Below are 22,997 nucleotides of genomic sequence, written 5' to 3'. Positions count from 1 at the left end.
TCCGCCGCTGCGGCGCCGGGTCAGCTACGGGTGGCCATGGCGCGCAGGAAGAAGGTGAGGTTGGCGGGGCGCTCGGCGAGGCGGCGCATGAAGTAGCCGTACCACTCCTGGCCGTACGGGAGGTACACCCGCATGGTGTTGCCCTCCTCCGCGAGGCGCAGCTGCTCCTCGGGGCGGATGCCGAACAGCATCTGGTACTCGAAGGAGTCCCGGGTGCGGTTGTTCCACTGGGCCAGCTGGCCCGCGATCTTGATCATGTTGGGGTCGTGCGAGGCGATCATCGGGTAGCCCTCGCCGGCCATCAGGACCTTCAGCGCGCGGACGTACGCGAGGTCGACCTCGTGCTTGCCCTGGAAGGCGACCGACTCGGGCTCCTTGTAGGCGCCCTTGCACAGGCGCACGCGGGAGCCGGGGCCGGAGAACTCGCGGCAGTCGGCCTCGGTGCGGCGCAGGTAGGCCTGGAGGACGACGCCCAGCCAGGGGTAGTCCGCCCGCAGCTCGCGCGCGATGGCGAGGGTGGAGTCGGTGGTGGTGTGGTCCTCCATGTCGAGGGTCACCGTGGTGCCCGCTGCGGCGGCGGCCTCGCAGATGCGGCGGGCGTTCTCCAGCGCGATCTTCTCGCCGTCCACCGGCAGGAACTGGCCGACGGCCGACAGCTTGACCGAGACCTCGGCGCCGGCCGCCAGGCCGGTCTCCTTGAGGGCCTTGAGCAGGTGCTCGTAGGCCTCGGCGGTGCCGGCGGCCTGGGCCGCGTCCTGGGTGTCCTCGCCGAGGTGGTCGAGGGTGACCTTGCGGCCGGTGGCGATCAGGTCGTCGGTGGCGGTCACGGCGTCGTCGAGGACGTCGCCGGCGACGAAGCGCTCGACTATCGCGTGGGTCGGGGGGAACTTCTCGACCACGGTGCGGACCTGGGGGGACCGGGAGGCCGCGAGAAGGGCGGAACGGAGCATCGTGACTCCAGGAGCTGGTGTTTCCAAGGGTGGCAGAAAGAGGGCCGGGGCGGCGGTACGGGGGTGAGCCGCCGCCCCGGCGGGGCGGCGCCCGGCTGCGGGACCGGGCGTCGCGGGTGACCGTTGGCTACGGAGCGAGCCGGTTGGTCGGGGGGCTGGTCAGCCCATGTGCGGGTAGCGGTAGTCGGTCGGCGGGACGAAGGTCTCCTTGACCGAGCGGGTCGAGGTCCACCGCGCCAGGTTCTGCTTGGCGCCGGCCTTGTCGTTGGTGCCCGAGGCCCGGCCGCCACCGAAGGGCTGCTGGCCGACGACGGCGCCGGTCGGCTTGTCGTTGATGTAGAAGTTGCCGGCGGCGAAGCGCAGCTTGTGCATCGCGTCCTGGGCCGCCGCGCGGTCCTGGGCGATGATGGCGCCGGTCAGGCCGTAGGCCGACACGGACTCCATCTGGGCCAGCATCTCCTCGTACTTCTCGTCCTCGTAGACGTACACGGCGAGGATCGGGCCGAAGTACTCCTCGCGGAAGTACTCGGCGGCCGGGTCCTGGCAGACCAGCACGGTCGGGCGGACGAAGTAGCCGACGGAGTCGTCGTAGGTGCCGCCGGCCAGGACCTCGACGGTCTCGTCGGCCTGGGCGCGGTCGAGGGCGGCCTTGTTCTTGGCGAAGGCGCGCTCGTCGATGACGGCCGACATGAAGTTGGACAGGTCGGTGACGTCGCCCATGGTGAGGCCGTCGACCTCGGCGGCGAACTCGTCCTTGAGGCCGGCCCAGATCGAGGCGGGGACGTAGGCGCGGGAGAGCGCCGAGCACTTCTGGCCCTGGAACTCGAAGGCGCCGCGGGTCATCGCGGTCTTCAGCACGGCCGGGTCGGCCGACGGGTGGGCGACCAGGAAGTCCTTGCCGCCGGTCTCGCCGACGATCCGCGGGTAGGTGCGGTAGCCGGCGATGTTGTTGCCGACCTCGCGCCACAGGTGCTGGAAGGTGGCGGTGGAGCCGGTGAAGTGGATGCCGGCCAGCGACGGGTGCTTGAGCGCGACGGCGGAGACGTCCAGGCCGTCGCCGGTCACCATGTTGATGACGCCCTTGGGCAGACCGGCCTCCTCCAGCAGCTGCATCAGCAGGTGCGCGGAGTACTGCTGGGTCGGGGACGGCTTCCACAGCACCACGTTGCCCATCAGCGCGGGCGCGGTCGGCAGGTTGCCGGCGATCGCGGTGAAGTTGAACGGGGTGATCGCGTAGACGAAGCCCTCCAGCGGGCGGTGGTCGCTGCGGTTCCACACGCCGTCCGAGGAGATCGGCTGCTCGGCCATGATCTGGCGGGCGAAGTGCACGTTGAAGCGCAGGAAGTCGACCAGCTCGCAGGGGGTGTCGATCTCGGCCTGCTGGGCGGTCTTGGACTGGCCGAGCATGGTGGCGGCGGCCAGGGTCTCGCGCCAGGGGCCGGCCAGCAGGTCGGCGGCCTTGAGGAAGATCGCGGCGCGCGAGTCGAAGGAGAGCGCCTGCCAGGCCGGGGCTGCGGCCAGGGCAGTGTCGATGGCCTCCTGCGCGTCGGCCTGGGTGGCGTTGCGCAGGGTGCCGAGCCTCGCCGCGTGGTTGTGCGGCTGGACTACGTGGATCTCGGTGCCGCCGCCCATCCGGCGCTCACCGTTGATCGTCATGGTCAGCTGGACCGGCTCCTGGCCGCCCAGCTCCTTCAGCTTGGCCTCCAGGCGAGCCCGTTCCGGGCTGCCGGGGGCGTAGCTGTGGACCGGCTCATTCACCGGCGCGGGGACCTGGGTCACAGCGTCCATAGAGCGCACGCTCTCCTTCGTTCAATGCGGGGGGATTGCCTGCGCGGGTCACACGCGGGCCACAGCACGAACGCTATTCCTGCCCGCCCGGCCACTTGATTGGCCGGGCGGCTAAATTCCCCCGTACGGCGTTGTCCGGCCCGACGAAGGCGGTCACGCCGCGGTCACGACCGCCCGTCAGGCGGCCCGCCCGGCACGCTTCCCCCGACCCACCGGCACCCCTGGCACCACCGGCACCACCCGCCGCTCCCAGTCGATCCGGTACCCGTGGACGGGGCGGAGCATCTTCTCCGGGCTCATGAAGGTCTTCATCGCGATCGGCGCGACCGCCCGGAACAGCATCCGGGCGACCGGCCCGGAGGCCTTCTGGTTGTTGGTGCGCACCGCGTCGGCGGCGATCTTCTCGACCCGGGGCCGGCGCATCGCCTCGTACGCGGCGAAGGCGGCGGTGTGGTCGGGCAGGTCGCGCAGGCAGCGGGCGAGTTCGACGGCGCTCTCGACGGCCAGCGAGGCGCCCTGGCCGGAGCTGTTGGACGGCGCGTGCACCGAGTCGCCGACCAGCACCATCCGGCCGCGGTACCAGTGCGGGACGGACGGCATGATCTCCAGCCGGGGGAAGGCCTCCATGGTGGCGGGGTCGGCCAGCCGCAGCACGTCCCGGGCCGGCCGGTCGTCGGCGTGCAGCTCGCGGCAGCGGCGCAGCCACTCGTCCATCCCGGCGTCGCGGACCTCCTCGGGGCTCAGCTGCTCGGGCTGCGGGATGTTGCTGAACCAGGCGGTGCCGCTGCCGTCGGCCTGGCCCCAGTAGCCGAAGAAGGCGCGGGCGCCGTTGGCGAAGTGCACGCTCTCGCCGCGCCCGGCCCGGCCGGGCAGCCGGTACGCGCTGTAGCCGCCGATGCCGAGCAGCCCGGTGTACCGGGCGGCGGGCGCGGCCGGGTCGATCAGGGTCCGTACGGCCGAACCGGTGCCGTCGCAGCCGATCAGCAGGTCGCCGGTGGCGCTGCTGCCGTCGGCGAAGTGGGCGGTGATGCCGTCGGCGCCCTCCTCGGCGCCGACCAGGCGCTTGCCGTGCCGGACCTCGATGCCCGTCTCGCGCAGCCGCCGCCGCAGCACCTCGTACAGTTCGGCGCGGCGCATCAGCCGCTGGCGCGGCAGGTCGGCGAGGCCGGCGAACTCGCCGAGCACGCCGCCCTTGCCGTCCTCGATCACCATCGGTCCGACCGGCTGCCCGATCCGGCCGACCTCCGCCTCCAGCCCGACGACGGCCAGCGCGCCGAGCCCGTTGGGGGCGATCCCGAAGGTCCCGCCGATGCCCTCGGCGGAACTCCGGTAGGCCTCGAAGACCTCCGCCCCGATGCCGGCCTTGTGCAGCGCCAGCGCCGTCACCGGGCCGGCGATGCCGCCGCCGATGACCAGGGCCTTCCTGCTCGACGTACGCGGTTCGCTCATTGCAGACTCCTCATGAAGTCCCGCAGGGTCCGGTTGAACTCCGGGTCCCCGATCTGTGTGATGAGCCTCTCGGTATAGCGGCGCTCGGCCTGCAGCATCGCGAGGGCGAACTCCTCCTCGACGACGAACATCGGGTGGACGCCCAGCTCCCCGCCCTTGTGCAGCAGGGCGCGCGAGGCGTCGATCCGTTCGTCCAGCGCCTCCAGCCGCCGGCCGAGCAGGGCGGCCGACTCCTCGGTCGGGAGCACCACCAGCAGGCACAGGGCGACCCCGAACGCCGGGTACTCGTCCTGCGGTTCGGAGAGCCACTCGCGCATCCAGTCGAGCATCTCCGCCTGGCCCTCGGGAGTGAGGGCGTAGACGGTGCGCTCCGGCCGCTGGGTGTCGCGGACGGTCTCCTGCTCGGCGACGAACCCGGCCTTCCGCAGTTGCTCCACGACCATGTAGAGCGAGCTGCGGTTGTACTTCACGTTGCGGTCCTTGCCGTGCTCCTTGAGCCGGCGCCCCATCTCGTAAGGGTGCATCGGTTCGGCTCCGAGCTCGGCCAGGACCACCAGGGCCAGCGGGTTCGAGACCTTGCGTCGCTTCGCCATGAGAGCGTTCCCCATCAATTGGTCGGTACTGACTATCCATTCTCGTATAGTCGAAGTCAACTATTCAGGCCCAACCAATCCGCCCTCTGTCCGCCCGGCTAAAATCGACCGCGGAACGCTGTCCGCCCGGACGAAGAAGGAGGGACGTGACCACACCCGGCCTCCCGCTCCGCCAGCTGCTGATGTCGCTCGGCGAGCCCCTGGTCGAACTCCAGGCCGCCCCCCTGGGCCTGGACGTCCCCGTGCGCGACGTCGCGATCCTCGACCCGGAGGACCCGCCGACCGCCTCCCCCGGTGAACTCGTCCTCGCCATCGGCGCCCGCGGCCGGGCCGCGCTGCCCGCCCTGCGCGCGGCGGGCCGGGCCGGTGCCGCCGCCGTCGCGGTCAAGCTGGACGCCCCCGGCCAGGCCGACGCCCTGCGCGAGGCCGCCACCGACGCGGGCGTCGCCCTGCTGTCGGTGCGCCGGGAGACCCGCTGGGAGCACCTGGACTCACTCGCCCGGGCGATCATCGCCGGCCCCGACGCCCCGGCCGCCCCCGGCACCCCCGAGCCCAACGCGGGCGACCTCTTCTCCCTCGCCCAGACCGTCGCCGTGCTCACCAACGGCATCGTCTCGATCGAGGACACCTCCAGCCGGGTCCTCGCCTACTCCCGCTCCTCCGACTCCGACGAGGTCGACGACCTGCGCCGGCTGTCGATCCTCGGCTGGCAGGGCCCGGAGCCGTACCTCTCCAAGCTCCGCGAGTGGGGAATCTTCCAGCACCTGCGCAGCTCGGACGCCCCGATCGCGGTCGAGCCGCACCCCGAGCTCGGCCTGCGCCGCCGCCTCGCGGTCGGCATCCGGGCCGGGGCGCAGCCGCTCGGCACCATCTGGGTGCAGGAGGGCGCCCAGCCGCTGGCCCCGCACGCGGAGCAGGCCCTGGTCGGCGCCGCCCGGGTCGCGGCCGCCCAACTGGTGCGCCGTCGCCGGGAGTTGTCCGCCGACGTCCGGCTCACCCAGACCCTGCTGACCGGACTGCTGGAAGGCTCCACCGGCCCCCAGTCACTGGCCACCCACCTCGGCCTGGACCTGCGCCGCCCGGCCACCGTGCTGGCCTACGGCGCCCACACCACCGAGGCGCTGCACCGCTCCGACGTCACCGGCCTGATCTCGGTGCACACCGCCGCCCGGCACCGCACCGCGCTGCTCGCCCCGATCGAGTCCCGGGTCTACGTGCTGCTGCCCGAACTGCCGCCCGGCCTGCCGATGAGCACCGTGCGCGACTGGGCCGCCGAGGTGGTCACCGCGGCCCGGGAGCACCTCGGCGTCCCGCTGCGCGCCGCGATCGGCTCGACCGTCGACGGCCTGTCCCAGGTGCCGGACTCGCGCGCCCAGGCCGACCGGATCCTGGACGCGATGGGCCGCGGCGGGGTGGACCTGGACGTCGCCGCGCTGATCGACGTCCAGGCCGAGGTGCTGGTCAGCGAGATGCTGGCGCTGCTCCAGGAGCGCGGCGGCCTGCGCGACCCCCGGCTCACCGCGCTCACCGCGTACGACCGCCGGCACGGCACCCGGCTCGCCGAGTCCGTGCTGGCCTGGCTGGACGCGCTGGGCGAGGTCCGGGTCGCCGCCGACGCCCTGCACATCCACCCCAACACCCTGCGCTACCGGGTGCGCCGCGCCGAGCAGTTGACCGGCATCGACCTCGCCCAGCCGCAGCAGCGGCTGCTGGCGATGCTGCAGCTGCGGCTTCCCGCGGACGAGTAGTCACCACCGGCGCAGCGTCAGGAGCCGTACCCCTGGCCGCGCTTGTGCTCGTTCAGCCGGCGCCACGGCCCGCTGATCGCCAGCTGGATGCCCGGCTCCTGGATGTTGGCGAACAGGGTCCGGCCGTCGTCCGAGAAGGTCACCCCGGTGAACTCGCTGAACTCGGGCTTCTCGGCGCCGCCGATGTTCAGCTCGTTGCGGGCGATCGGGTAGACCAGGCCCTCCTCGGTGGCGCCGAACAGGTGCGAGACGCCGTTGCCGTCCTCCGCGATCACGATCCCGCCGTACGGCGAGACGGTGATGTTGTCCGGGCCGTCGTAGTTGTCGTGGTCGCCCCAGACGTCCTCGTTGACGCCCAGCAGCACCTTCAGCGTGATGGTGCGACGGGCCGGGTCGAAGAACCAGACCTGGCCGTCGTGCTGCAGCGGGCTCTCCGAACGGGCGTAGCTGGAGACGAAGTAGAAGCCCTTGTCACCCCACCACATGCCCTCCAGCTTGCGGGCCCGGGTGACCTCGCCCTCCTTGAACTGCTTGCGCACCGAGACGGTCCGGGCGTCCCGGTCCTGCACCTTGACCCAGTCCACGCCGTACACGGTGCCGACCTTGGTGGCCCGGGAGAGGTCGTCGACGAACTTGCCGTGCGAGTCGAAGACCTTGAAGGCCTCCAGCACCCCGGCGTCGGCGGCCAGCTTCCGCAGCTGGTACCGGCCGTGCTTGAAGCCGGCCGGCGGGGTCCAGCGGAACAGCAGGCCGTTCGGGTTGGAGGCGTCTTCGGTCAGGTAGACCTGGCCGCGCTTCGGGTCCACCACCACGGCCTCGTGGGCGTAGCGGCCGAAGGCCTTCACCGGCTGCGGGTCGCGGTTGTAGTCGTCGTCGAAGGGGTCGACCTCGAAGACGTAACCGTGGTCCTTGGTGAAGCCGTTCTTCCCGGCCTTGTCCTCGGTCTCCTCACCGGACAGCCAGGTGCCCCACGGGGTCACCCCGCCCGCGCAGTTGGTGGCGGTGCCGGCGATGCCGACCCACTGCTCGACCGAGCCGTCCCGCTTGGCGTGCACGATGGTGCAGCCGCCGGCCGCGCCCGGGTCGTAGACGTGCCCCTCGGTCAGCGGCACCGGGTGGGGCCAGTTGGCCCGGGCGCCGGACAGCTCGTGGTTGACCACCAGCAGGTTGCCGCCGCGCTCGTCCTCGAAGGCGGAGGTGCCGTCGTGGTTGCTCGGGGTGAACTCGCCGGTGCGCAGCCGGGTCCGGCCCGCCCGGTTGAGCACCTTGTACGAGAAGCCCTTGGGCAGCGACAGCAGCCCGGCCGGGTCCGGCACCAGCGGGCCGTAGCCGATCGCGGCGCCGCCGGCCGAGTTGGTCCCGGCGGCCCCAGCGGCACCGGCGGCACCGGCGAGCGGCGCCTCCCCGCCGACCGGCGCGGCGATCGCACCGGGGGCGCTGGCCAGCGCCCCGGCGCCGCCGGCGATCAGCACGCCGGCCCCGGCGAGGGTGGAACGGTTGACGAAGTCCCGGCGGGACAGCGACATGGCAGCAACTCCTGAGGGGTGTACGGGCGTCGAGGCGGGTCGTCGACACCCGGCAGACTCCGCCGCAGGGGTGAACCCGGCATGACGCCCGCCTCACCACGAGGCGGCCATTTGCCAACCGATGACCTTCACATGACCAATGCTTTACCGATAGCCGGTCAGCCGCGCCCGGCCCGCCACTGCTCCCAGGCCGCCAGCCACAGCTGCTCCACCACCCGCCGCTCCTCCCGGCCGTCCGCCCCCGCGTCGCCCGGACGCTCCCGCCAGAGCTGCTCCCAGGCCCGCTGGGCCGGCAGGCTGGCCACCTCACTGGCGAACACCGTGTAGCGGACCACCTCCTCGACCGCCGCCTCCCCGATCGGCGTGCCGACCAGCCAGTGCGACTGCTGGGCCAGCCGGTTGAGGTGGTTGACCATCGAGGTCACCGCCGCCGCGGCCTCCTCCCGGCTCTCCGTGGCGAGCCGCATCTGCTGGCGCACCGCCGCCTCCCAGCGCAGCGCGCCGACGTCCCCGCGCAGCCCGCGCGGCAGCCTCGGGGTGCGCCCGACCCGCACCTGTGCCTCGATCGCGGCGGACTCGGCGATCCGCTGGGCGATCAGCTCCCGGTGCGCCTCCAGCCCGACCGCGGGCGGCAGTTCGCGCTCCTCGACCGGTACGTAGCGGGCCCGCCGGGAGGCCAGGTCGCGCAGCAGCTCGGTGCGTCCGCGCAGGTAGTCGTCGAAGTCGCCGATCCCGCCGAGCTCCACGCCGCCGGGCGGCAGCCCCCGCCCGCACACCGTGACGGCCTGCCGGCCGACCCGCAGCCGCCCGGCCCAGACCGGCCCGGCCGCACCGCCCGCGGCCGTGACCGCGCCCGCCCCGACCGCGGTCACCGGCCGGTCCTCGTGCACCTCCAGCGCGCGCGGCTCACCGTCCACCGTGATCCATTCGCGCAGCGCCCGCACCCGCCCCGGACCGTCGCCCTCGTCCACGCCCAACTGCTCGTAGACCCGGTCCCGTTCGTCCTCGACCACGTCCTCCAGCTCGGGCAGCACCTCGCACTCGTCGGCCCCCGGCCGGTAGGTGCGCACCGTCACGTACGGCCCGGCCGACGTGGTCCAGTCACCGCACTGCACCTCGACCCAGCGCAGTTCGCCGCCGCAGGTCTCGAAGGCCGTCAGCGCCTCGCCCCGCCCCCGCGCCCCGGCCACGCCGAACACCGGGAAGTCCACCGCGGCGAGGGTCCGGCGGGAGAACTCCTCCTGGTCGGCGAAACGATCCTGCCTGCCCGGCCGCTCAGGTTCCGACCGCTCGGCGTTCCACTCCTGGGGCCTTCCGCCGCTCTCCCGCACCATCCTCTGCCGCACCCCCGAGTCCTCGCGCCCGCACTGCTGACGCCACCTTACGTGCCCGGAGCTGCCGGGTCATCAGCTCGCCTGCCGTACGGGGGCGCTGGCCGTGTCAGTCGGCCAGGTTGTCAGCCGCCCTCCCTACGCTGGCCGCATGACCGCACAGAACAGCACCGACCAGGCCGCCTTCCCCGCCCGGATCAGCATCGTCACCCTCGGCGTCACCGACCTCGACCGCAGCACCCGCTTCTACGAGGACCTCGGGTGGAAGCGCTCCTCCGCTTCCAGCCCCGAGATCGTCTGGTTCCGCACCGCCGACTCGGTGCTCGGCCTCTTCCCCACCGAGGAGCTGGCCGCCGACGCGGGCGTGCCCGCCACCGGGGAGCCCTCGTTCCGCGGCGTCACCCTCGCGGTGAACCTGGAGTCCCCCGCCCTGGTGGACGCCGCCCTGCGCACGGCCGTCGAGGCCGGCGCCGTGGTGGTCAAGCCGCCGGTCCCGACCAGCTGGGGCGGCTACTCCGGCTACTTCGAGGACCCGGACGGGCACCTGTGGGAGCTGGCCCACAACCCGTTCTTCCCGTTCACCGAGGCCGGCTCGCTGGACCTCCCGTAGCGCGGGCCCCGGATCCGCACCGGATCCAGGGCCCGCCGCCCCACCGCGACCGCGCTCCACCGGGCCCGCGCCCTACCGGACCGCCCCGCGGTTCAGCCCGTGGGCTGCCCGCGGTTCAGCCCTTGGACCGCGCCTTGAAGGCCGCCTTCCGCGCCTCCTTGGCCACCGCCCGGTCCAGGTGCAGCTCCCCGATCGCCTCCAGGACGTCCGCCGTGTACGGGTGGTCGACCCGCCACAGCTCGCCGAAGTACGACGCCGGATCGCCGATCGTCGGAAGGTCCGCGATCAGCTCGCGCAGCAGCTCGGCGTCACTGCCGTTGTCCAGCAGCTGGGCGGCGAAGGTGTCGACCACCGTCCACAGTGCCATCGCCCGGTCCGGCACCGGCACGTCCGTCCGGCCCAGCGCGGACAGCCAGGCCCGGGCCGAACCGCCCAGCTCCGGGTCGCCCAGCACCTCCCGGACGGCGGGCTCGGCGCCCTCCCCCAGCAGGTTGAGCGCCGAGACGCACAGCATCCGGCGCAGCGGCCCGTACGCGTCGTCGCCGCGCGCCGCCGCCAGCAGCTCGCGCGCCGCCGGCTCCGGCTCCCGGTCGGCCACCCAGACCCGCAGCTCCTCCTCGGGCAGCACATTGGCCGACTCGCACAGCCCGCGCAGCAGCTCCGCGGCGTCCCCCTGGGCCAACTCGCCGACCAGCGGCGCGTCGTAGCCGTCCTCCAGCAGCCACTGCCGGATTCCGTACTGGCCGAGCGGGGTGAGCCGGACCAGCCCGAAGCGGGCCGACTCCTCCTCGTCCAGCGGGGATTCGCCGACGACGGCGGGCTCCTCGCCCTCCTCCTCGTCGAACAGCTCCGGGTCGATCGGCCGGTAGTCCAGCAGGCCCAGCTCGGCGAGGTCGCCCAGCATCGGGTCCAGCGCGACCATCACATCGGTGATGTCGCCGAGCAGCTCCTCGCTCGGCTCCTCGCCCTCCGGCACCACCAGCAGCGCGGCCAGCACGCCCAGCGGCACCGTCTCGTTGCCCGGCTCGGCGAACGCGGTCGTCTCGTACAGCACCTGCAGCGCCTCGTCGAGCAGTTCGGCGGCGGCGTCCCGGGCCTCCTCGACCTCGTTCAGGCCGTCCTCGTCCTCCTCGTCGGCCCCGGTCTCCGCCTCCTCCCCCTCCTCCGGCACCGAGTCGGCCTCCACCGCCAGCTCCCGGACGATCCCGGCGGCGGTCAGCCACAGCTCCAGGACGGTCTCCGCGTCCCCCCGCTCGGCCGGCTCCAGGTCCGGCCCGGGCACCGCGACGTGCTCCCCGGCGGCGGTCGTGCCCAGCTCCACCAGGTCCAGGTCACAGGCCAGCGACCAGGCCCGCAGCGCCTCGATCTCGGCCTCCTCCGGCACCTCGCCCTCGGCCGGGGCCAGCCCGAGCAGCCGGGCGACCGGCCCCCGGTCCTCCTGGGCCAGGTCGCCGAACTCGTCCACCACCCGGTGCGGGTACGCCCAGCGGGCCAGCGCCAGCGCGTAGCCGAACATCGGCACGGCCTTCGCCTGCTCGGCCAGCTCCTGCTCGGGCGGCAGCTTCACCGGCGGCACCAGCACCGCCGCGTCGTCCAGGTCCTCGTCGTCCAGACCGTGCGCGGCGAACGCCCCGTAGAGGTCCTGGAGCTCCAGGTCCGCGGGCAGCACCGCCTCGGCCGCACCCTCTCCCGCCGAAGTCCCGGTGTTCTTCCGACGTCGTCCGGCCATCGTCGTGTGCTCTCCCTCAGCCAGCGGTCAGCTCGAACAGCTCCGCGTATCGATCTACCACCTCAGCGTATAGGCCGGGCACCCCCGATGCCCGGCCCCGAAGGGCGCACACAGGGGCGCGCGCCGGATGTGCGCGCCCACCCCTTATCCTTCGCATTGGTGCCCGCGCACACCCCGCGCGGCCCACCGGGCAACGAAGCCCGCATCCTCACGCTCACCCGCTCCACCAGGGAGCCCCGCACCGCGGCCACCACCACAGCGCCTCCGGAGGGGCGCGCCGGCACACCCCGCCGACCCCGGTGGTGCCCGGCCACAGGAGACCCCTGCCATGGCGGACCTCTCCCCCGCCGGCTCCGCGCTGCGCACCGCGCAGTTCGACGGACGCCGACTGTCGGAGGCCCTGCTCCCCCTGGAGCTCGCGCCCCGCGCCCAGCTCCAGCTCTCCGCGATCAGCCGCTGGAACGCGCTGCGCGGAGTCCGCGTCGGCCTGGTGGCCGGCGCCCTGCTGCTGATGCTGATCGGTGCCAACCTGGCGACGCCGATCTACCCGCTCCTCCAGCAGCGCCTCGGTCTCGGACCGCTCGACACCACGATCCTCTTCACGATCTACGTGTTCGCGCTGGTCCCCGTCCTGGCCGTGGTCGGCCACTGGTCCGACCACCTCGGCCGCCGCGCCCTGATCCTGCCCGCCGTCGCCCTGGCCGCCGCCGGGGACGTGGTGTTCGCCACCGCCGGCAGCTTCTGGCAGCTCGCCATCGGCCGGGCCGTCCAGGGCATAGCCGTCGGCCTGTCCACCGGAGCCGCCGGAGCCGCCCTCGGCGACCTGCTGCCCGACCACCCGGCCCTGGCCCCCAAGCTCACCCTTGCCTGCTCGGCCGGCGGCGTCGCCCTCGGCCCGGTCGTCGGCGCCCTGCTGGCCGGCGGCTCCGACCCGCTGCTGACCCCCTTCCTGCTGCACGCCGTCGCCCTGCTCGCGCTGTGCGTGCCGCTGGCCCTGGTCCACCCGCGGATGCCCGGCCGCAACCGCCCGCCGGCCTCCCCGCCCCGCATCACCACCCCGGCCCACCTGCGCCCCCAGCGCCTGCGGCTGCCCCGCACCGGGCGCCGCGAGTTCCTGCTCGCCGCCACCGCGGGCTTCATCTCCTACGGGGTCTTCGGCGTCTACCTGGCCCTCGCCCCGGCCTTCTCCGCCAAGCTGCTGCACACCTCCTCGCACCTGACCGGCGCGATCGTGGCCGCCCTGCTGCTCGGCTCCTCGGCCGTCGCCCAGCTGATCATCCCGCCGACCACCGACCGCACGGTGATCGCCCTCGGGATGACCGGCCTGGCCGCCGGCCTGGGCCTGGTCGTCGCCGCCGGGTACACCGGCACCCCGGCCCTGCTCTTCATCGGCAGCGTCCTCGGCGGCGTCTGCCAGGGCGTGGCCTTCCGCTCCCTGTTCACCGCCGCCGTCGCCGTCATGGACCCGGAACGCCGGGGCTCCGAGCTGAGCTCCCTGTGGATCATCGTCTACCTCGGCAGCTCCGCCCCCGTCATCGCCGTCGGCGCCCTGGTCCAGAGCTACGGCCTCCTCCCCGCCGTCAGCGGCTTCGCCGCCGTCGCCGCCGTCCTCTGCGCCGGCCTCGCCCTCACCGTCGCCCGCAAACCCACGACGGCCTGACCACCCACCCCACCTAACGCCGCTGCCCGGGCCCCCTCACGGAGTCCCGGGCAGCGGCGTTCCCGCCACCAGGTGAACACCCGCGCACCATCTGCTCCCCTGAGAAGTTCCCCACCGTTCCCCACCATCCACCCCCACCCGCCTCCCGGCGGGTGCCCGCCCCCGCCCTCGGTCTTGGCTGAGGCGAGGTGGTCACCCCTCCACCTGACCGAGCGGTCTACTCGGCAGCAAGTTGACGGCCCCATCCTGAGGGCGCCTGGCCGGGGGGACCGGATCGGCTCATGGACCGAACACACCAGTCCACCAGTTGATACAGCCTCAGGTGAGCAACTTGCTGTCGAATCCGTCGGCCAGAAGCCGCTGATAAGCGTCACGAACGATCTCCGGAACGTCCTGGGCGACGGCGAACCCGAGCCTCGGGTACTCGATCACCCGCTGGAGATCTCCCACGAGGCCGTCGATCACGAGAGCATCGTCGCCGATCGTCTTCACGTAGTCGTTCAGGTTCATCGGGGTCGAGGCGCACACCGCCTCCACCTGTGGCCACACCTGGCGGCACGTGGCGTACGCTCGGCGCTCCATGTACGGCATGCTCACCAACAGCACCGAACGCACATCGAGCCCGGCAGCCTCCAGGGCCTCCCGAGAGAACTGGATGTTCTGCCCGGTGTTGCGGGCCCGCGGCTCCTGGAGGATCGCGTGACCGGGCACACCGAGCGCGAGGGCGTGCTCGGTGAAGTGCGCGGCCTCCCCGCGGGGGAAGTGATCCGGCCGGGAGGGGTTCGGCCCACCGGTGAACACGATCCTGGACACCAGACCGTCCAGGTACAACGCGGCCGTCTCAGCGGCGACCCCGAGGTCGTGGCAGCCCAGGCCGATCGCCACATCGCACGGTTGCCGCCGGTGCCCCATCTGGTGGTACTCCCAGATCAGCGTGGCGTCCGCCCACTGCCGACCGGTGATCTCACGCTGCCAGCTGTCCGTCACGTCGTTCTCCCGCTCACTGGAGGCACGCTGCCCGCTGGAAGCCCGCTCGGATGCCATGGGCACTCCTCTGCCGGTGTGTCGTACCGTACTTGGCCTCCAAGGCCCCGGCCCGGTCCGGCGGGGCGAGCTCCCTCCTCGTCCCTCGCACGATCACTCGGCCGGATGTTCCCGTGAGCAGTGGTCAGCCGAAAGCCCCGCATCGGAGCCGAAGCCCGCCCGCCGGCCCAAGGGGGCGGGTACCTTCCCCGACCCTGCATAGGCGGCGCACCGGCCGTCGGCCGAGGAGAGCCGTCGCCCAGGCGGACTCGTCCTGCAGCCTGGACTGCGTTCATCAGGCAAGTCATGCGTCGGGATCAAAGGCCCCTGCTTTGAACCAGCAACGTCAGCGCGCCTTGAGACGGTCCATGAGGTCTGCGACACCGTCGACCTGTCGGTAGGGCTTGAATGCCGGGGCGAGCTCGCGTACCAGGGTGACGCACCGTTCGGCGCCGATCCGGGTGGCGAGGTCGAGTGACTGGTTCGTAACGGCGAGGGCGTGTTCGATCTCGCGGGCCTGAAGGAGGCTGCGGGCCTCGTAGGTCAGGAAGATGCCGCGGGTCTTGTCGCGGGAGCGCGGCAGCAGGCTCATGCCCTCGCCGATACGGGTGTGGGCATCGTCGGCGCGGCCAAGGTCGAGCATGCACTGGCCGGAGTCGACGGCCAGGTCGGCCGTGCTCATCCACCGGCACCAGCCGGGGGCCGGGTCGGGGCTGTCGGTCAGCAGGGCGGCCTCGGCGGCGGTCAGGTCCCGGTGGCAGTCGGAGGCGGCACCGAGGGCGGCGTGCGCGCGGGCCCGGCGGAGGTGGAGCAGGGAGCGGGCGGTGGGGTGCAGGGTGTGGATGAGGGCCTGGCTGAGCGGTTCGACGGCGGCGCCGGGCTGGGTGAGCCAGATCGACTGGTAGGCGAAGTCGGAGAGGATGCCGGCGCCGAGGTCACGGTCGCGGGCGGCGTGCGCGTTGGTGAGGGCCGCGTTCCAGAGCTTGCCCGCCGCGTGATGGTGGCCCTGGTCGAAGCGGTACCAGCCGCAGGTGCTGGCCAGGGAGGCGGCCAGCAGGTGAAGCCGTCGGCCGACGGGTTCGGTATAGCGGCCTTGTTCCAGCAGGTCGGTGACCGTGTCCAGCTGGGCGTCCATCAGCTTCGCGGTGTGCTGGCGCTGTTCGGTGGGCAGCGCGGTCAGCTTGGCGCTGGTGCCCTCAAGCCAGTCGACCAGTTCCGCGTCAACGTGCTTGCCGTTCAGCGCGGTGGTGAGCCGGTCGGGTTCGAGGGCGGCCCACTGGGTGGAGAGCCCGGCCAGCGCCAGCGCGCTGAAGGTCATGAAGGTGCGGCGGCGATGGTCCATTGCGGCTCTCTGTGCATCTCGAAGGGCGAGGACGGTGAACGCCGAGCCGAGCGGCACCGGCTGTTCCTGGCCGGGCAGCCAGTGGGGCCACTCGAAGGCTTCCAGGTCGGAGATCGGCACGTCGAAGGCTTCGGCGATCAAGAGCTGGGACTCGATGCCGGGCGTCTTGCGCCAGTTCTCCCACTTGCTGACGGCGGCCTTGTCGGTGCCGGAGCGAAGGCCCTCGGGCCTGTTCCTGGCGGCGTGGTGGATGCGGGCCGCGAGGTCGCTCTGGGACCAGCCGCGAAGCGCGCGGGCGTACGCGAGGGGATGCCGGATCTGGTCGTCCACGGGGCCAATCCCATCATCGACGGTGACCGTGAGCCTACTGCGAGCGATGGCGGGACTACCCCGGGACTACAGACAACGCCTGGTTGGTGACCGTGAGTTGGGCTCTACTCGTCGTGCACCGACAAGTTCCTTCAGGAAGCGGAAGGAGTCCGCGCATGAAACGACGCGCTGCGGTCATCGGCCTCGGCCACCAGGCGCTCGAAGACCACCTGCCCGGCCTGCTCGCCTCCAGCCGGGCCGAGCTCGTCGCCATTTGCGACCGCAACCCTGACACTTTGCGTCAGCGGCAGGAAGCCCTCCAGGTCCCCGGATTCACCAGCGCCGGTGAGCTGCTGGACGCCGTGGCCCCGGATTTCGTGGTCGTCGCCGTCCCGCACCACGCCGGCCGGGAGGTCGTCGAGGAGTGCGCCGCACGGGGCGTCCACGTCCTCAAGGAGAAGCCGTTCGCCACCAGCGTGTGGGAGGCCCGGGATCTCGCCCAGGTCTGCCGGGCCGGGCAGGTCGAGCTGATGGTCACCCTCCAGCGGCGCTTCAACCCGATCCACGCGAGCGTCGCCGGGATGCTGGACCAGATCGGCACCCCGTTCCTGATCGACGGCCAGTACACCTTCCACACCGACGACCCCGGCGCAGGCTGGCGCGGGGACGTCCGGCAGGCCGGCGGCGGCTGCATCATCGACATGGGCTACCACCTCATCGACCTGCTGCTGTGGTACTTCGGCCTGCCCAGCCGAGTCATCGCCGAGTTCTCCACCACCGCCGTCCCCGGCGCCGGATACGACGCCGAGGACACCGCCGTCATCCAACTCGGCTACGACAGCGACCTGTACGGCTCGGTACTGCTGTCCAGGTGGATGGCCCCGAAGACCGAGCGCCTGCACGTGGTCGGCACCCGCGGCTCGGTGCTGCTGACCAAGTGCCAGGTCCAGCGGCTCGACCTGCACGGCACCGTGGTGGAGGAGCTGACCCGCCCGCACGCGCCCGCCTCGGCGGCGACCGCGCAGATCGACTACTTCTGCCGGGTCCTGGACGGCGAGCGGCCCAACACCTCCGGCCCCGACCAGCACCTCGCACACGCCGCCTTCATCGCCTCCTGCTACCAGTCAAAGGCAGCGGGGCGCTACATCGACCCGAAGGAGATGCTGTGACCAGCCCCCTCGCCCTGCTCGGCGGCAAGCCCGAAGTGACCGCCCCGGGCCCGCACTTCACCTGGCCGCCGATCGACGACACCACCCGCGCCAAGGTCGCCGCCCAGCTGGAGGAGTCGATCTCCATCCCCGGGCGGTCCGGCATCGTCGCCGAACTGGAGGACGGCCTCCAGGACTACTTCGGCGTCCGGCACGCAATCACCACCAGCTCCGGCACCGCTGCTCTGCACGCCACCTACTGGGCCGCAAGGATCAAGGCCGGCGACGAGGTCATCGTCCCGGCCTGGACCTTCCACGCCACCGCCTCCCCGCTCTTCCACCTCCGCGCGGTGCCCGTGCTGTGCGAAACCGGGCCGGACGGCAACATCGCCCCGAACCGGATCGAGGAGCTGATCACCCCTCGCACCCGGGCCATCATGGTCACCCACCTGTGGGGCAGGCCCGCCGACATGGCGGACATCGTCGCCGTGGCGAACGCGCACGACCTTCTCGTGCTGGAGGACGGCTCGCACGCCCACGGCGCGAGCATCAGCGGGCAGAAGGTCGGCACGTTCGGACTCGCCTCGGCCTTCTCCCTCAACGGCCCCAAGCCGCTGTCCGGCGGCGAGGGCGGGTTCGTCCTCACGGACGACGACGACACCTACCACCGGGTCATCACGTTCGCGCACTACAACAAGCGGGCCAGGACCGAGATCCCGGAAGGCCATCCGCTCGCGCGGTACGCGGTCACCGGGGCCGGCCTCAAGCTCCGCATCCACCCCCTTGCCGCAGCCATCGCCCACGACCAGCTCGCCCGCCTCGACGGCTACCTCGCCGGCCGGGCCGAGATCGCCCGCCACCTCACCGAGCAGTTCGCCCGGATACCCGGCCTGGAGGTGACCGCCATGCCCGACGGGGTGATCCCGTCCTGGTACGGGTTGACGCTCACCTACAAGCCGGAGGAGCTCGGCGGCCTGCCGATCGAGCGGTTCCACCAGGCGCTGGTCGCCGAGGGCGCCACCGAGTTCGACCGGCCCGGCTCCACCTGCCCGATGAACCAGCTGCCGCTGTACCAACAGCCCAGCACGCTGTTCCCGGGCCACCCGCACTCCCATCGCCGGTACAAGCCGGGTGACTTCCCCGTAGCCGAGCACGCCCACCACCACACGATCAAGCTCCCGGTCTGGCATCGTGAGCAGGATCTGAAGGTGGCCGAGCAGTACGTTCGCGCGGCCATCAAGATCAGCGACCATCACGAGGAGCTGCAGTGACCGTCACCTCCCCCGAGTTCGTGGCCGGCCTGGCGGCCGACGCCGAAGCCGCCGGCATCACCGGCCTCGTCTCCGCCGCCGTGATCAACCACGACGGCCGGGTCCTGCTCGTGCGTCGCAACCCCGACGACTACATGGGCGGGCTGTGGGAGATCCCCTCCGGGACGGTCGAAGCCGGGGAGACCATCCTGGACGCCCTGTACAGGGAGACCACCGAGGAAACCGGCCTGACCATCGACCAGGTCACCGGCTACATCGGCCACTTCGACTACCGGAACAGCCGCGGCGGCACCACCCGCCAGTTCAACTTCGCCGTCACCGTGGAGAAGACCGAACCGGTCGTCCTCACCGAACACGACGCGCACCAGTGGGCGCTCCCGGGCGAGCTGCCCGAGGTCAGCGACGCGGTCCGCAAGCTGATCGCCCACTGAGGCGGCGCGAGCGTGGGGGGGGCCCCGGATTCGCCGAGGCCCCCCCCACGCCACGGTCGAGATGACCTGCTGCGCCTCAAGGGGGTAACGCCGATGCGCACGGCCGATCTGGCTCGGCACCGGCGGAATGGGGCCCTCTCGTTTCCGGCAGGTCTTCCGCGCCTGAGACTCCCGCAGGAGTCCCAGGCAGCGGCGTTTCCGCCTACTCGTTCCAGGGCTTCCAAGCATCGGTACCGATCTCGACGCCAAAGGGCTTCGGCAACCGGACTGACTCCCCGAACTTCCACTCCCCCAGCACCTCGTACGTCCCCTCTGCCTTGTTCGGATCGCCGAAGAGCGTGACCCCGGGCTGACGCGGGTCGCGGTCCACCAGCAGGTAGTACGGCACCCCTGTCCGCGCGTACCCACTCCACTTGGTGGGCTTGACCTGACGGCCGAACATCGGACGCCGGTCGTAGCGGGCGTTCGACGGGGAGGTCACCTCGACCACCATGGCGACGTCGTGCGGGTAGAGACGAGCCAGGTCCCCGCTCAGCGCTCGCTCCTCCACCTGGACGTCCGCGACGACGAGGTCCGGGACGTAGCCGTCTCCGGTCTCCACCAAGTCCAGATTCACCGCTTGAAGCACCCTCCACGGGAAGTCCGGGTCCGCTCCCAGGGCGAGGGTGAACCGCCGCTCGATATGCGAGAGGAACACCGCATGCGTAACTACCGGCGCCGGTGACACGACGATCTCCCCTCCGACCACCTCGACCCGCGTGCCGTCGTCCGGGAGCCGGAGGTACTCCTCCAGTTCTCCCCGGACCCACATGGCGTACGGCGAGTCAGGCAGGAGCAACTGCGCAAACGCAACTACCGACATGACTTCGCTCCCTCCGAGGTCGCGGCACCAGCCTGGCCGCCCAGTCGCAGATATACCACTGCCGCACAAACCTTTCCCCCGAAGGAGAGGTTTGCGCGACAGCAGGTTGACGAATCGGCGCCGCGTGCCGCTTGGCCAGGCGGCACGCGGCCGACTCCGGGGCGGGCACCCGCCGGGAGGCGGGTGGGGGTGGATGGTGGGGAAAAACGCTGCTGCCCGGGACTTCCGAAGGAGTCCCGGGCAGCAGCAAAAAGCGAAAGACAGCGATCAGACGTTGAAGCCCAGCGCCCGCAGCTGGTCGCGGCCGTCGTCGGTGATCTTGTCCGGGCCCCACGGCGGCATCCAGACCCAGTTGATCCGCAGATCCTGGACCAGGCCGTCGGTGGCGGTCTTGGCCTGGTCCTCGATGACGTCGGTCAGCGGGCAGGCCGCCGAGGTGAGCGTCATGTCGATGGTGGCCACGTCGGACTCGTCGATGTGGATGCCGTAGATGAGGCCCAGGTTGACGACGTCGATGCCCAGTTCGGGGTCGACGACGTCCATCAGGGCCTCGGTCAGGTCCTCGACGGAGACGGTGCCGGCGGTGGTACCGACGATGAGGCCGGTCGGCTGCTCCTCCGTCGTGGTGGCGACGGCGTCCGCGACGGCGTCCGTGACGGTGTCCGCGGCGGTGTCCGCAGCGGAGGGGGTTTCGTCAGTCATGGTCATTCCTCCTCTGCGGGATCAGTCGTTCACAACGGGGTGCTGGGCGAGGGCCTGGGCGGTGGCGTCCTTCCAGGCCATCCAGCTGAGCAGGGCGCACTTGACCCGGGCCGGGTACTTGGAGACGCCGGCGAACGCGACCGCGTCCTCCAGCACCTCCTCGTCGCCCTCGCCCTGGCCCTTGCTCTGCATCAGCTCCAGGAAGGCCTCCTGGACCGCCTGCGCCTCGCCGACGGTCTTGCCGACCACCAGGTCGTTCAGCACCGAGGCGCTGGCCTGGCTGATCGAGCAGCCCTGGGACTCGTACGAGACGTCGGTGACCGTCGCGCCGTCGAGCTTCACCCGCAGGGTGATCTCGTCGCCGCACGTCGGGTTGACGTGGTGCACCTCGGCGTCGCCGTCCCGCAGCCCCTTGCCGTGCGGGTTGCGGTAGTGGTCCAGGATGATGTCCTGGTACATCGAGTCGAGCTTCATGATCGTCCTGCCCTGTCCCGTCAGCCGAAGAAGTTCCGGACGTGGTGCAGGCCGTCGATCAGCGCGTCGACCTCGCCCGGCGTCGAGTACAGGTAGAACGACGCCCGCGTGGTCGCCGGAATTCCGTACCGCAGGCAGACCGGCCGCGCGCAGTGGTGTCCGACGCGCACGGCGATGCCCTGCTCGTCCAGCACCTGGCCCACGTCGTGCGGGTGGATGTCGCCGAGGGTGAAGGAGATCGCGGCTCCGCGGTCCACGGCCGTGCGCGGGCCGATGATCCGCAGGTCGGGGACCTCCAGCAGGCGTTCCACCGCGTACTCGGTGATCGCGTGCTCGTGCGCCGCGATCTTCTCCATGCCGATCGCCGACAGGTAGTCGATGGCCGCGCCGAGCCCGACCGCCTGGGCGATCGGCGGGGTGCCGGCCTCGAACTTGTGCGGCGCCGGGGCGTAGGTGGACGAGCCCATGGTGACGGTCTCGATCATCTCGCCGCCGCCGAGGAACGGCGGGAGGTCCTCCAGCAGCTCCTGGCGGCCCCAGAGCACGCCGATGCCGGTCGGGGCCAGCATCTTGTGCCCGGTGAAGGCGACGAAGTCGGCCTCCAGCGCCTGCACGTCCAGCACCATGTGCGGGGCGGCCTGCGAGGCGTCGATGACGACCAGCGCGCCGACCGACTGGGCCTTGCGGACGATCGTCTCGACCGGGTTGACCGTGCCCAGCAGGTTGGAGACCAGGGTGAAGGAGACCACCTTGGTCTTCTCGGTGATCAGCTCGTCGATGTTCGACAGGTCGAGCCGGCCCTCGTCGGTCAGCCCGAACCACTTGAGCTTCGCACCGGTGCGCTGCGAGAGCAGCTGCCACGGGACGATGTTGGAGTGGTGCTCCATCTCCGTGATCACGATCTCGGAGTCGGCGTCCACCCGGTACGGCTCATCGGCCCAACCGAGCATGTTGGCAACGAGGTTGAGCGACTCCGAGGCGTTCTTGGTGAAGATCACCTCGTTGCGGCTCGGCGCGTTGACGAAGGCCGCGACCTTGTCCCGGGCGCCCTCGTACAGCGCCGTGGCCTCCTCGGCGAGCACGTGCACGCCGCGGTGGACGTTGGCGTTGTGCCGCTCGTAGTAGCCGGTCAGCGCTTCGAGCACCTGCCGCGGCTTCTGCGAGGTGGCCGCGTTGTCCAGGTAGACCAGTGGCTTGTCGTCGTGGAGCAGCCGCTGCAGGACCGGGAAGTCCTTGCGGATCGCGTCGGTGTCGAGCAGGCCGGCCTGGCCCGTGAACGGATGCGTCACTCGGACGCGCCCCCCTTCACATACGCCTCGTAGCCCTCGTTCTCCAGCTTGTCGGCCAGCTCGGCGCCGCCGGACTCGACGATGCGGCCGCCCGCGAAGACGTGGACGTGGTCGGGCTTGATGTACCGCAGGATGCGGGTGTAGTGGGTCACCAGCAGGGTGCCGACCTCGCCGGTGGAGCGGACCCGGTTGATGCCCTCGGAGACGATCCGCAGCGCGTCGACGTCCAGGCCGGAGTCGGTCTCGTCGAGGATCGCGATCTTCGGCTTGAGCAGCTCCAGCTGGAGGATCTCGTGGCGCTTCTTCTCGCCGCCGGAGAAGCCCTCGTTGACGTTGCGCTCGGCGAACGCCGGGTCCATCTGCAGGGCGGCCATCGCCTCCTTGACCTCCTTGACCCACAGCCGCAGCTTGGGGGCCTCGCCGCGGACGGCGGTGGCGGCGGTGCGCAGGAAGTTGGAGACCGAGACGCCGGGGACCTCGACCGGGTACTGCATGGCCAGGAAGACGCCCGCCTTGGCCCGCTCGTCGACGGACATCTCCAGGACGTCCTCGCCGTCCAGCAGCACGGTGCCGCCGGTGACGGTGTACTTGGGGTGACCGGCCAGTGAGTAGGCCAGGGTGGACTTGCCGGAGCCGTTCGGACCCATGATGGCGTGGGTCTCGCCCTGCTTCACGGTCAGGTCGACGCCCTTCAGGATCTCGCGCGGGCCGTTCTCGGCCTCGACGGAGACGTGCAGGTCGCGGATTTCAAGGGTTGCCATG

The 22,997-nt window shown here is 71.8% G+C and carries 20 protein-coding genes; 6 read left to right on the top strand and 14 right to left on the bottom strand.

Annotation, left to right across the window (positions count from 1 at the left end; translation table 11 throughout):
* Positions 1–20: 20 nt before the first annotated feature.
* The 4 genes from ACIP4P_RS19680 to ACIP4P_RS19665 all read right to left on the bottom strand — a co-directional run bounded on the left by ACIP4P_RS19680 (position 21) and on the right by ACIP4P_RS19665 (position 4,780).
* Positions 21–950, bottom strand: a complete 930-nt coding sequence (locus ACIP4P_RS19680) for a proline dehydrogenase family protein (RefSeq protein ID WP_350511643.1) — start codon at positions 948–950, stop codon at positions 21–23.
* A gap of 159 nt (positions 951–1,109) precedes the next feature.
* Entirely contained in the window at positions 1,110–2,738 is a 1,629-nt protein-coding gene (pruA, locus tag ACIP4P_RS19675) for an L-glutamate gamma-semialdehyde dehydrogenase (protein ID WP_400920091.1), read from the bottom strand.
* Between the two features lie 177 nt (positions 2,739–2,915).
* The gene (locus ACIP4P_RS19670; protein ID WP_400920089.1) at positions 2,916–4,187 is read right to left on the bottom strand and encodes an FAD-dependent oxidoreductase; all 1,272 of its coding nucleotides are present in this window, start codon (positions 4,185–4,187) and stop codon (positions 2,916–2,918) included.
* Positions 4,184–4,780 (bottom strand): PadR family transcriptional regulator, encoded by a 597-nt coding sequence (locus ACIP4P_RS19665; RefSeq protein WP_400920087.1) that lies wholly within the window; start codon positions 4,778–4,780, stop codon positions 4,184–4,186. Before ACIP4P_RS19665 ends, ACIP4P_RS19670 begins: the two co-directional genes overlap by 4 nt.
* A gap of 146 nt (positions 4,781–4,926) precedes the next feature.
* Between ACIP4P_RS19665 and ACIP4P_RS19660 the strand changes: the two genes are divergently transcribed.
* Positions 4,927–6,528 (top strand): PucR family transcriptional regulator, encoded by a 1,602-nt coding sequence (locus ACIP4P_RS19660; protein WP_400920085.1) that lies wholly within the window; start codon positions 4,927–4,929, stop codon positions 6,526–6,528.
* Positions 6,529–6,545: 17 nt separating this feature from the next.
* Here ACIP4P_RS19660 and ACIP4P_RS19655 read toward each other — a convergent pair whose 3' ends face one another.
* Both ACIP4P_RS19655 and ACIP4P_RS19650 read right to left on the bottom strand, forming a co-directional pair.
* Entirely contained in the window at positions 6,546–8,054 is a 1,509-nt protein-coding gene (locus tag ACIP4P_RS19655) for an alkaline phosphatase PhoX (RefSeq protein ID WP_400920083.1), read from the bottom strand.
* A gap of 158 nt (positions 8,055–8,212) precedes the next feature.
* Complete coding sequence (locus ACIP4P_RS19650) at positions 8,213–9,400, bottom strand: hypothetical protein (protein ID WP_400920081.1); 1,188 nt, start codon at positions 9,398–9,400, stop codon at positions 8,213–8,215.
* 136 nt (positions 9,401–9,536) lie between these two features.
* Here ACIP4P_RS19650 and ACIP4P_RS19645 point away from each other — a divergent pair, with 136 nt between their 5' ends.
* Positions 9,537–9,995 carry a VOC family protein gene (locus ACIP4P_RS19645; protein ID WP_350511650.1) on the top strand — a complete coding sequence of 153 codons (459 nt, stop codon included), beginning with the start codon at positions 9,537–9,539 and terminating at the stop codon, positions 9,993–9,995.
* Positions 9,996–10,110: 115 nt separating this feature from the next.
* Here the strand turns inward: ACIP4P_RS19645 and ACIP4P_RS19640 are convergent, their stop codons facing one another.
* Positions 10,111–11,724, bottom strand: a complete 1,614-nt coding sequence (locus tag ACIP4P_RS19640; RefSeq protein ID WP_400920078.1) for a hypothetical protein — start codon at positions 11,722–11,724, stop codon at positions 10,111–10,113.
* Between the two features lie 328 nt (positions 11,725–12,052).
* Here ACIP4P_RS19640 and ACIP4P_RS19635 point away from each other — a divergent pair, with 328 nt between their 5' ends.
* Entirely contained in the window at positions 12,053–13,384 is a 1,332-nt protein-coding gene (locus ACIP4P_RS19635) for an MFS transporter (RefSeq protein WP_400920076.1), read from the top strand.
* Between the two features lie 318 nt (positions 13,385–13,702).
* Here the strand turns inward: ACIP4P_RS19635 and ACIP4P_RS19630 are convergent, their stop codons facing one another.
* On the bottom strand, positions 13,703–14,428 hold the full coding sequence (locus ACIP4P_RS19630) for a YdcF family protein (protein WP_400920074.1): 726 nt from the start codon (positions 14,426–14,428) through the stop codon (positions 13,703–13,705).
* A 325-nt stretch (positions 14,429–14,753) separates the two neighbouring features.
* The gene (locus ACIP4P_RS19625; protein WP_400920072.1) at positions 14,754–16,079 is read right to left on the bottom strand and encodes a helix-turn-helix transcriptional regulator; all 1,326 of its coding nucleotides are present in this window, start codon (positions 16,077–16,079) and stop codon (positions 14,754–14,756) included.
* A 155-nt stretch (positions 16,080–16,234) separates the two neighbouring features.
* Between ACIP4P_RS19625 and ACIP4P_RS19620 the strand changes: the two genes are divergently transcribed.
* From ACIP4P_RS19620 to ACIP4P_RS19610, 3 genes are read left to right on the top strand one after another with little or no spacing between them, the layout of a single operon-like run.
* Positions 16,235–17,227, top strand: a complete 993-nt coding sequence (locus ACIP4P_RS19620; protein ID WP_400920070.1) for a Gfo/Idh/MocA family protein — start codon at positions 16,235–16,237, stop codon at positions 17,225–17,227.
* Entirely contained in the window at positions 17,224–18,477 is a 1,254-nt protein-coding gene (locus ACIP4P_RS19615; protein ID WP_400920068.1) for a DegT/DnrJ/EryC1/StrS family aminotransferase, read from the top strand. Before ACIP4P_RS19620 ends, ACIP4P_RS19615 begins: the two co-directional genes overlap by 4 nt.
* Positions 18,474–18,908 (top strand): NUDIX hydrolase, encoded by a 435-nt coding sequence (locus ACIP4P_RS19610; RefSeq protein ID WP_400920066.1) that lies wholly within the window; start codon positions 18,474–18,476, stop codon positions 18,906–18,908. The genes ACIP4P_RS19615 and ACIP4P_RS19610 overlap by 4 nt, the downstream gene beginning before the upstream one ends.
* Before the next feature lie 202 nt (positions 18,909–19,110).
* Here ACIP4P_RS19610 and ACIP4P_RS19605 read toward each other — a convergent pair whose 3' ends face one another.
* The 5 genes from ACIP4P_RS19605 to sufC all read right to left on the bottom strand — a co-directional run bounded on the left by ACIP4P_RS19605 (position 19,111) and on the right by sufC (position 22,996).
* Positions 19,111–19,770 (bottom strand): Uma2 family endonuclease, encoded by a 660-nt coding sequence (locus ACIP4P_RS19605; RefSeq protein WP_400920064.1) that lies wholly within the window; start codon positions 19,768–19,770, stop codon positions 19,111–19,113.
* Positions 19,771–20,037: 267 nt separating this feature from the next.
* A complete protein-coding gene (locus ACIP4P_RS19600; protein WP_400920062.1) occupies positions 20,038–20,472 on the bottom strand; it encodes a metal-sulfur cluster assembly factor in 435 nt (144 codons plus the stop codon).
* A 21-nt stretch (positions 20,473–20,493) separates the two neighbouring features.
* Positions 20,494–20,946 (bottom strand): Fe-S cluster assembly sulfur transfer protein SufU, encoded by a 453-nt coding sequence (gene sufU, locus ACIP4P_RS19595; RefSeq protein WP_350511661.1) that lies wholly within the window; start codon positions 20,944–20,946, stop codon positions 20,494–20,496.
* A 20-nt stretch (positions 20,947–20,966) separates the two neighbouring features.
* Positions 20,967–22,235: a cysteine desulfurase gene (locus ACIP4P_RS19590; RefSeq protein WP_400920059.1), complete on the bottom strand. Its 1,269-nt coding sequence runs from the start codon at positions 22,233–22,235 to the stop codon at positions 20,967–20,969.
* Positions 22,232–22,996: a Fe-S cluster assembly ATPase SufC gene (gene sufC / locus ACIP4P_RS19585; protein ID WP_350506659.1), complete on the bottom strand. Its 765-nt coding sequence runs from the start codon at positions 22,994–22,996 to the stop codon at positions 22,232–22,234. The genes ACIP4P_RS19590 and sufC overlap by 4 nt, the downstream gene beginning before the upstream one ends.
* Position 22,997: the final 1 nt, after the last annotated feature.

This window comes from Kitasatospora sp. NPDC089509, assembly GCF_044749365.1.
Taxonomy (GTDB): domain Bacteria; phylum Actinomycetota; class Actinomycetes; order Streptomycetales; family Streptomycetaceae; genus Kitasatospora.
Note: the sequence above shows the minus strand (reverse complement) of the source record. Positions and strands in the feature narration are given on the sequence as shown.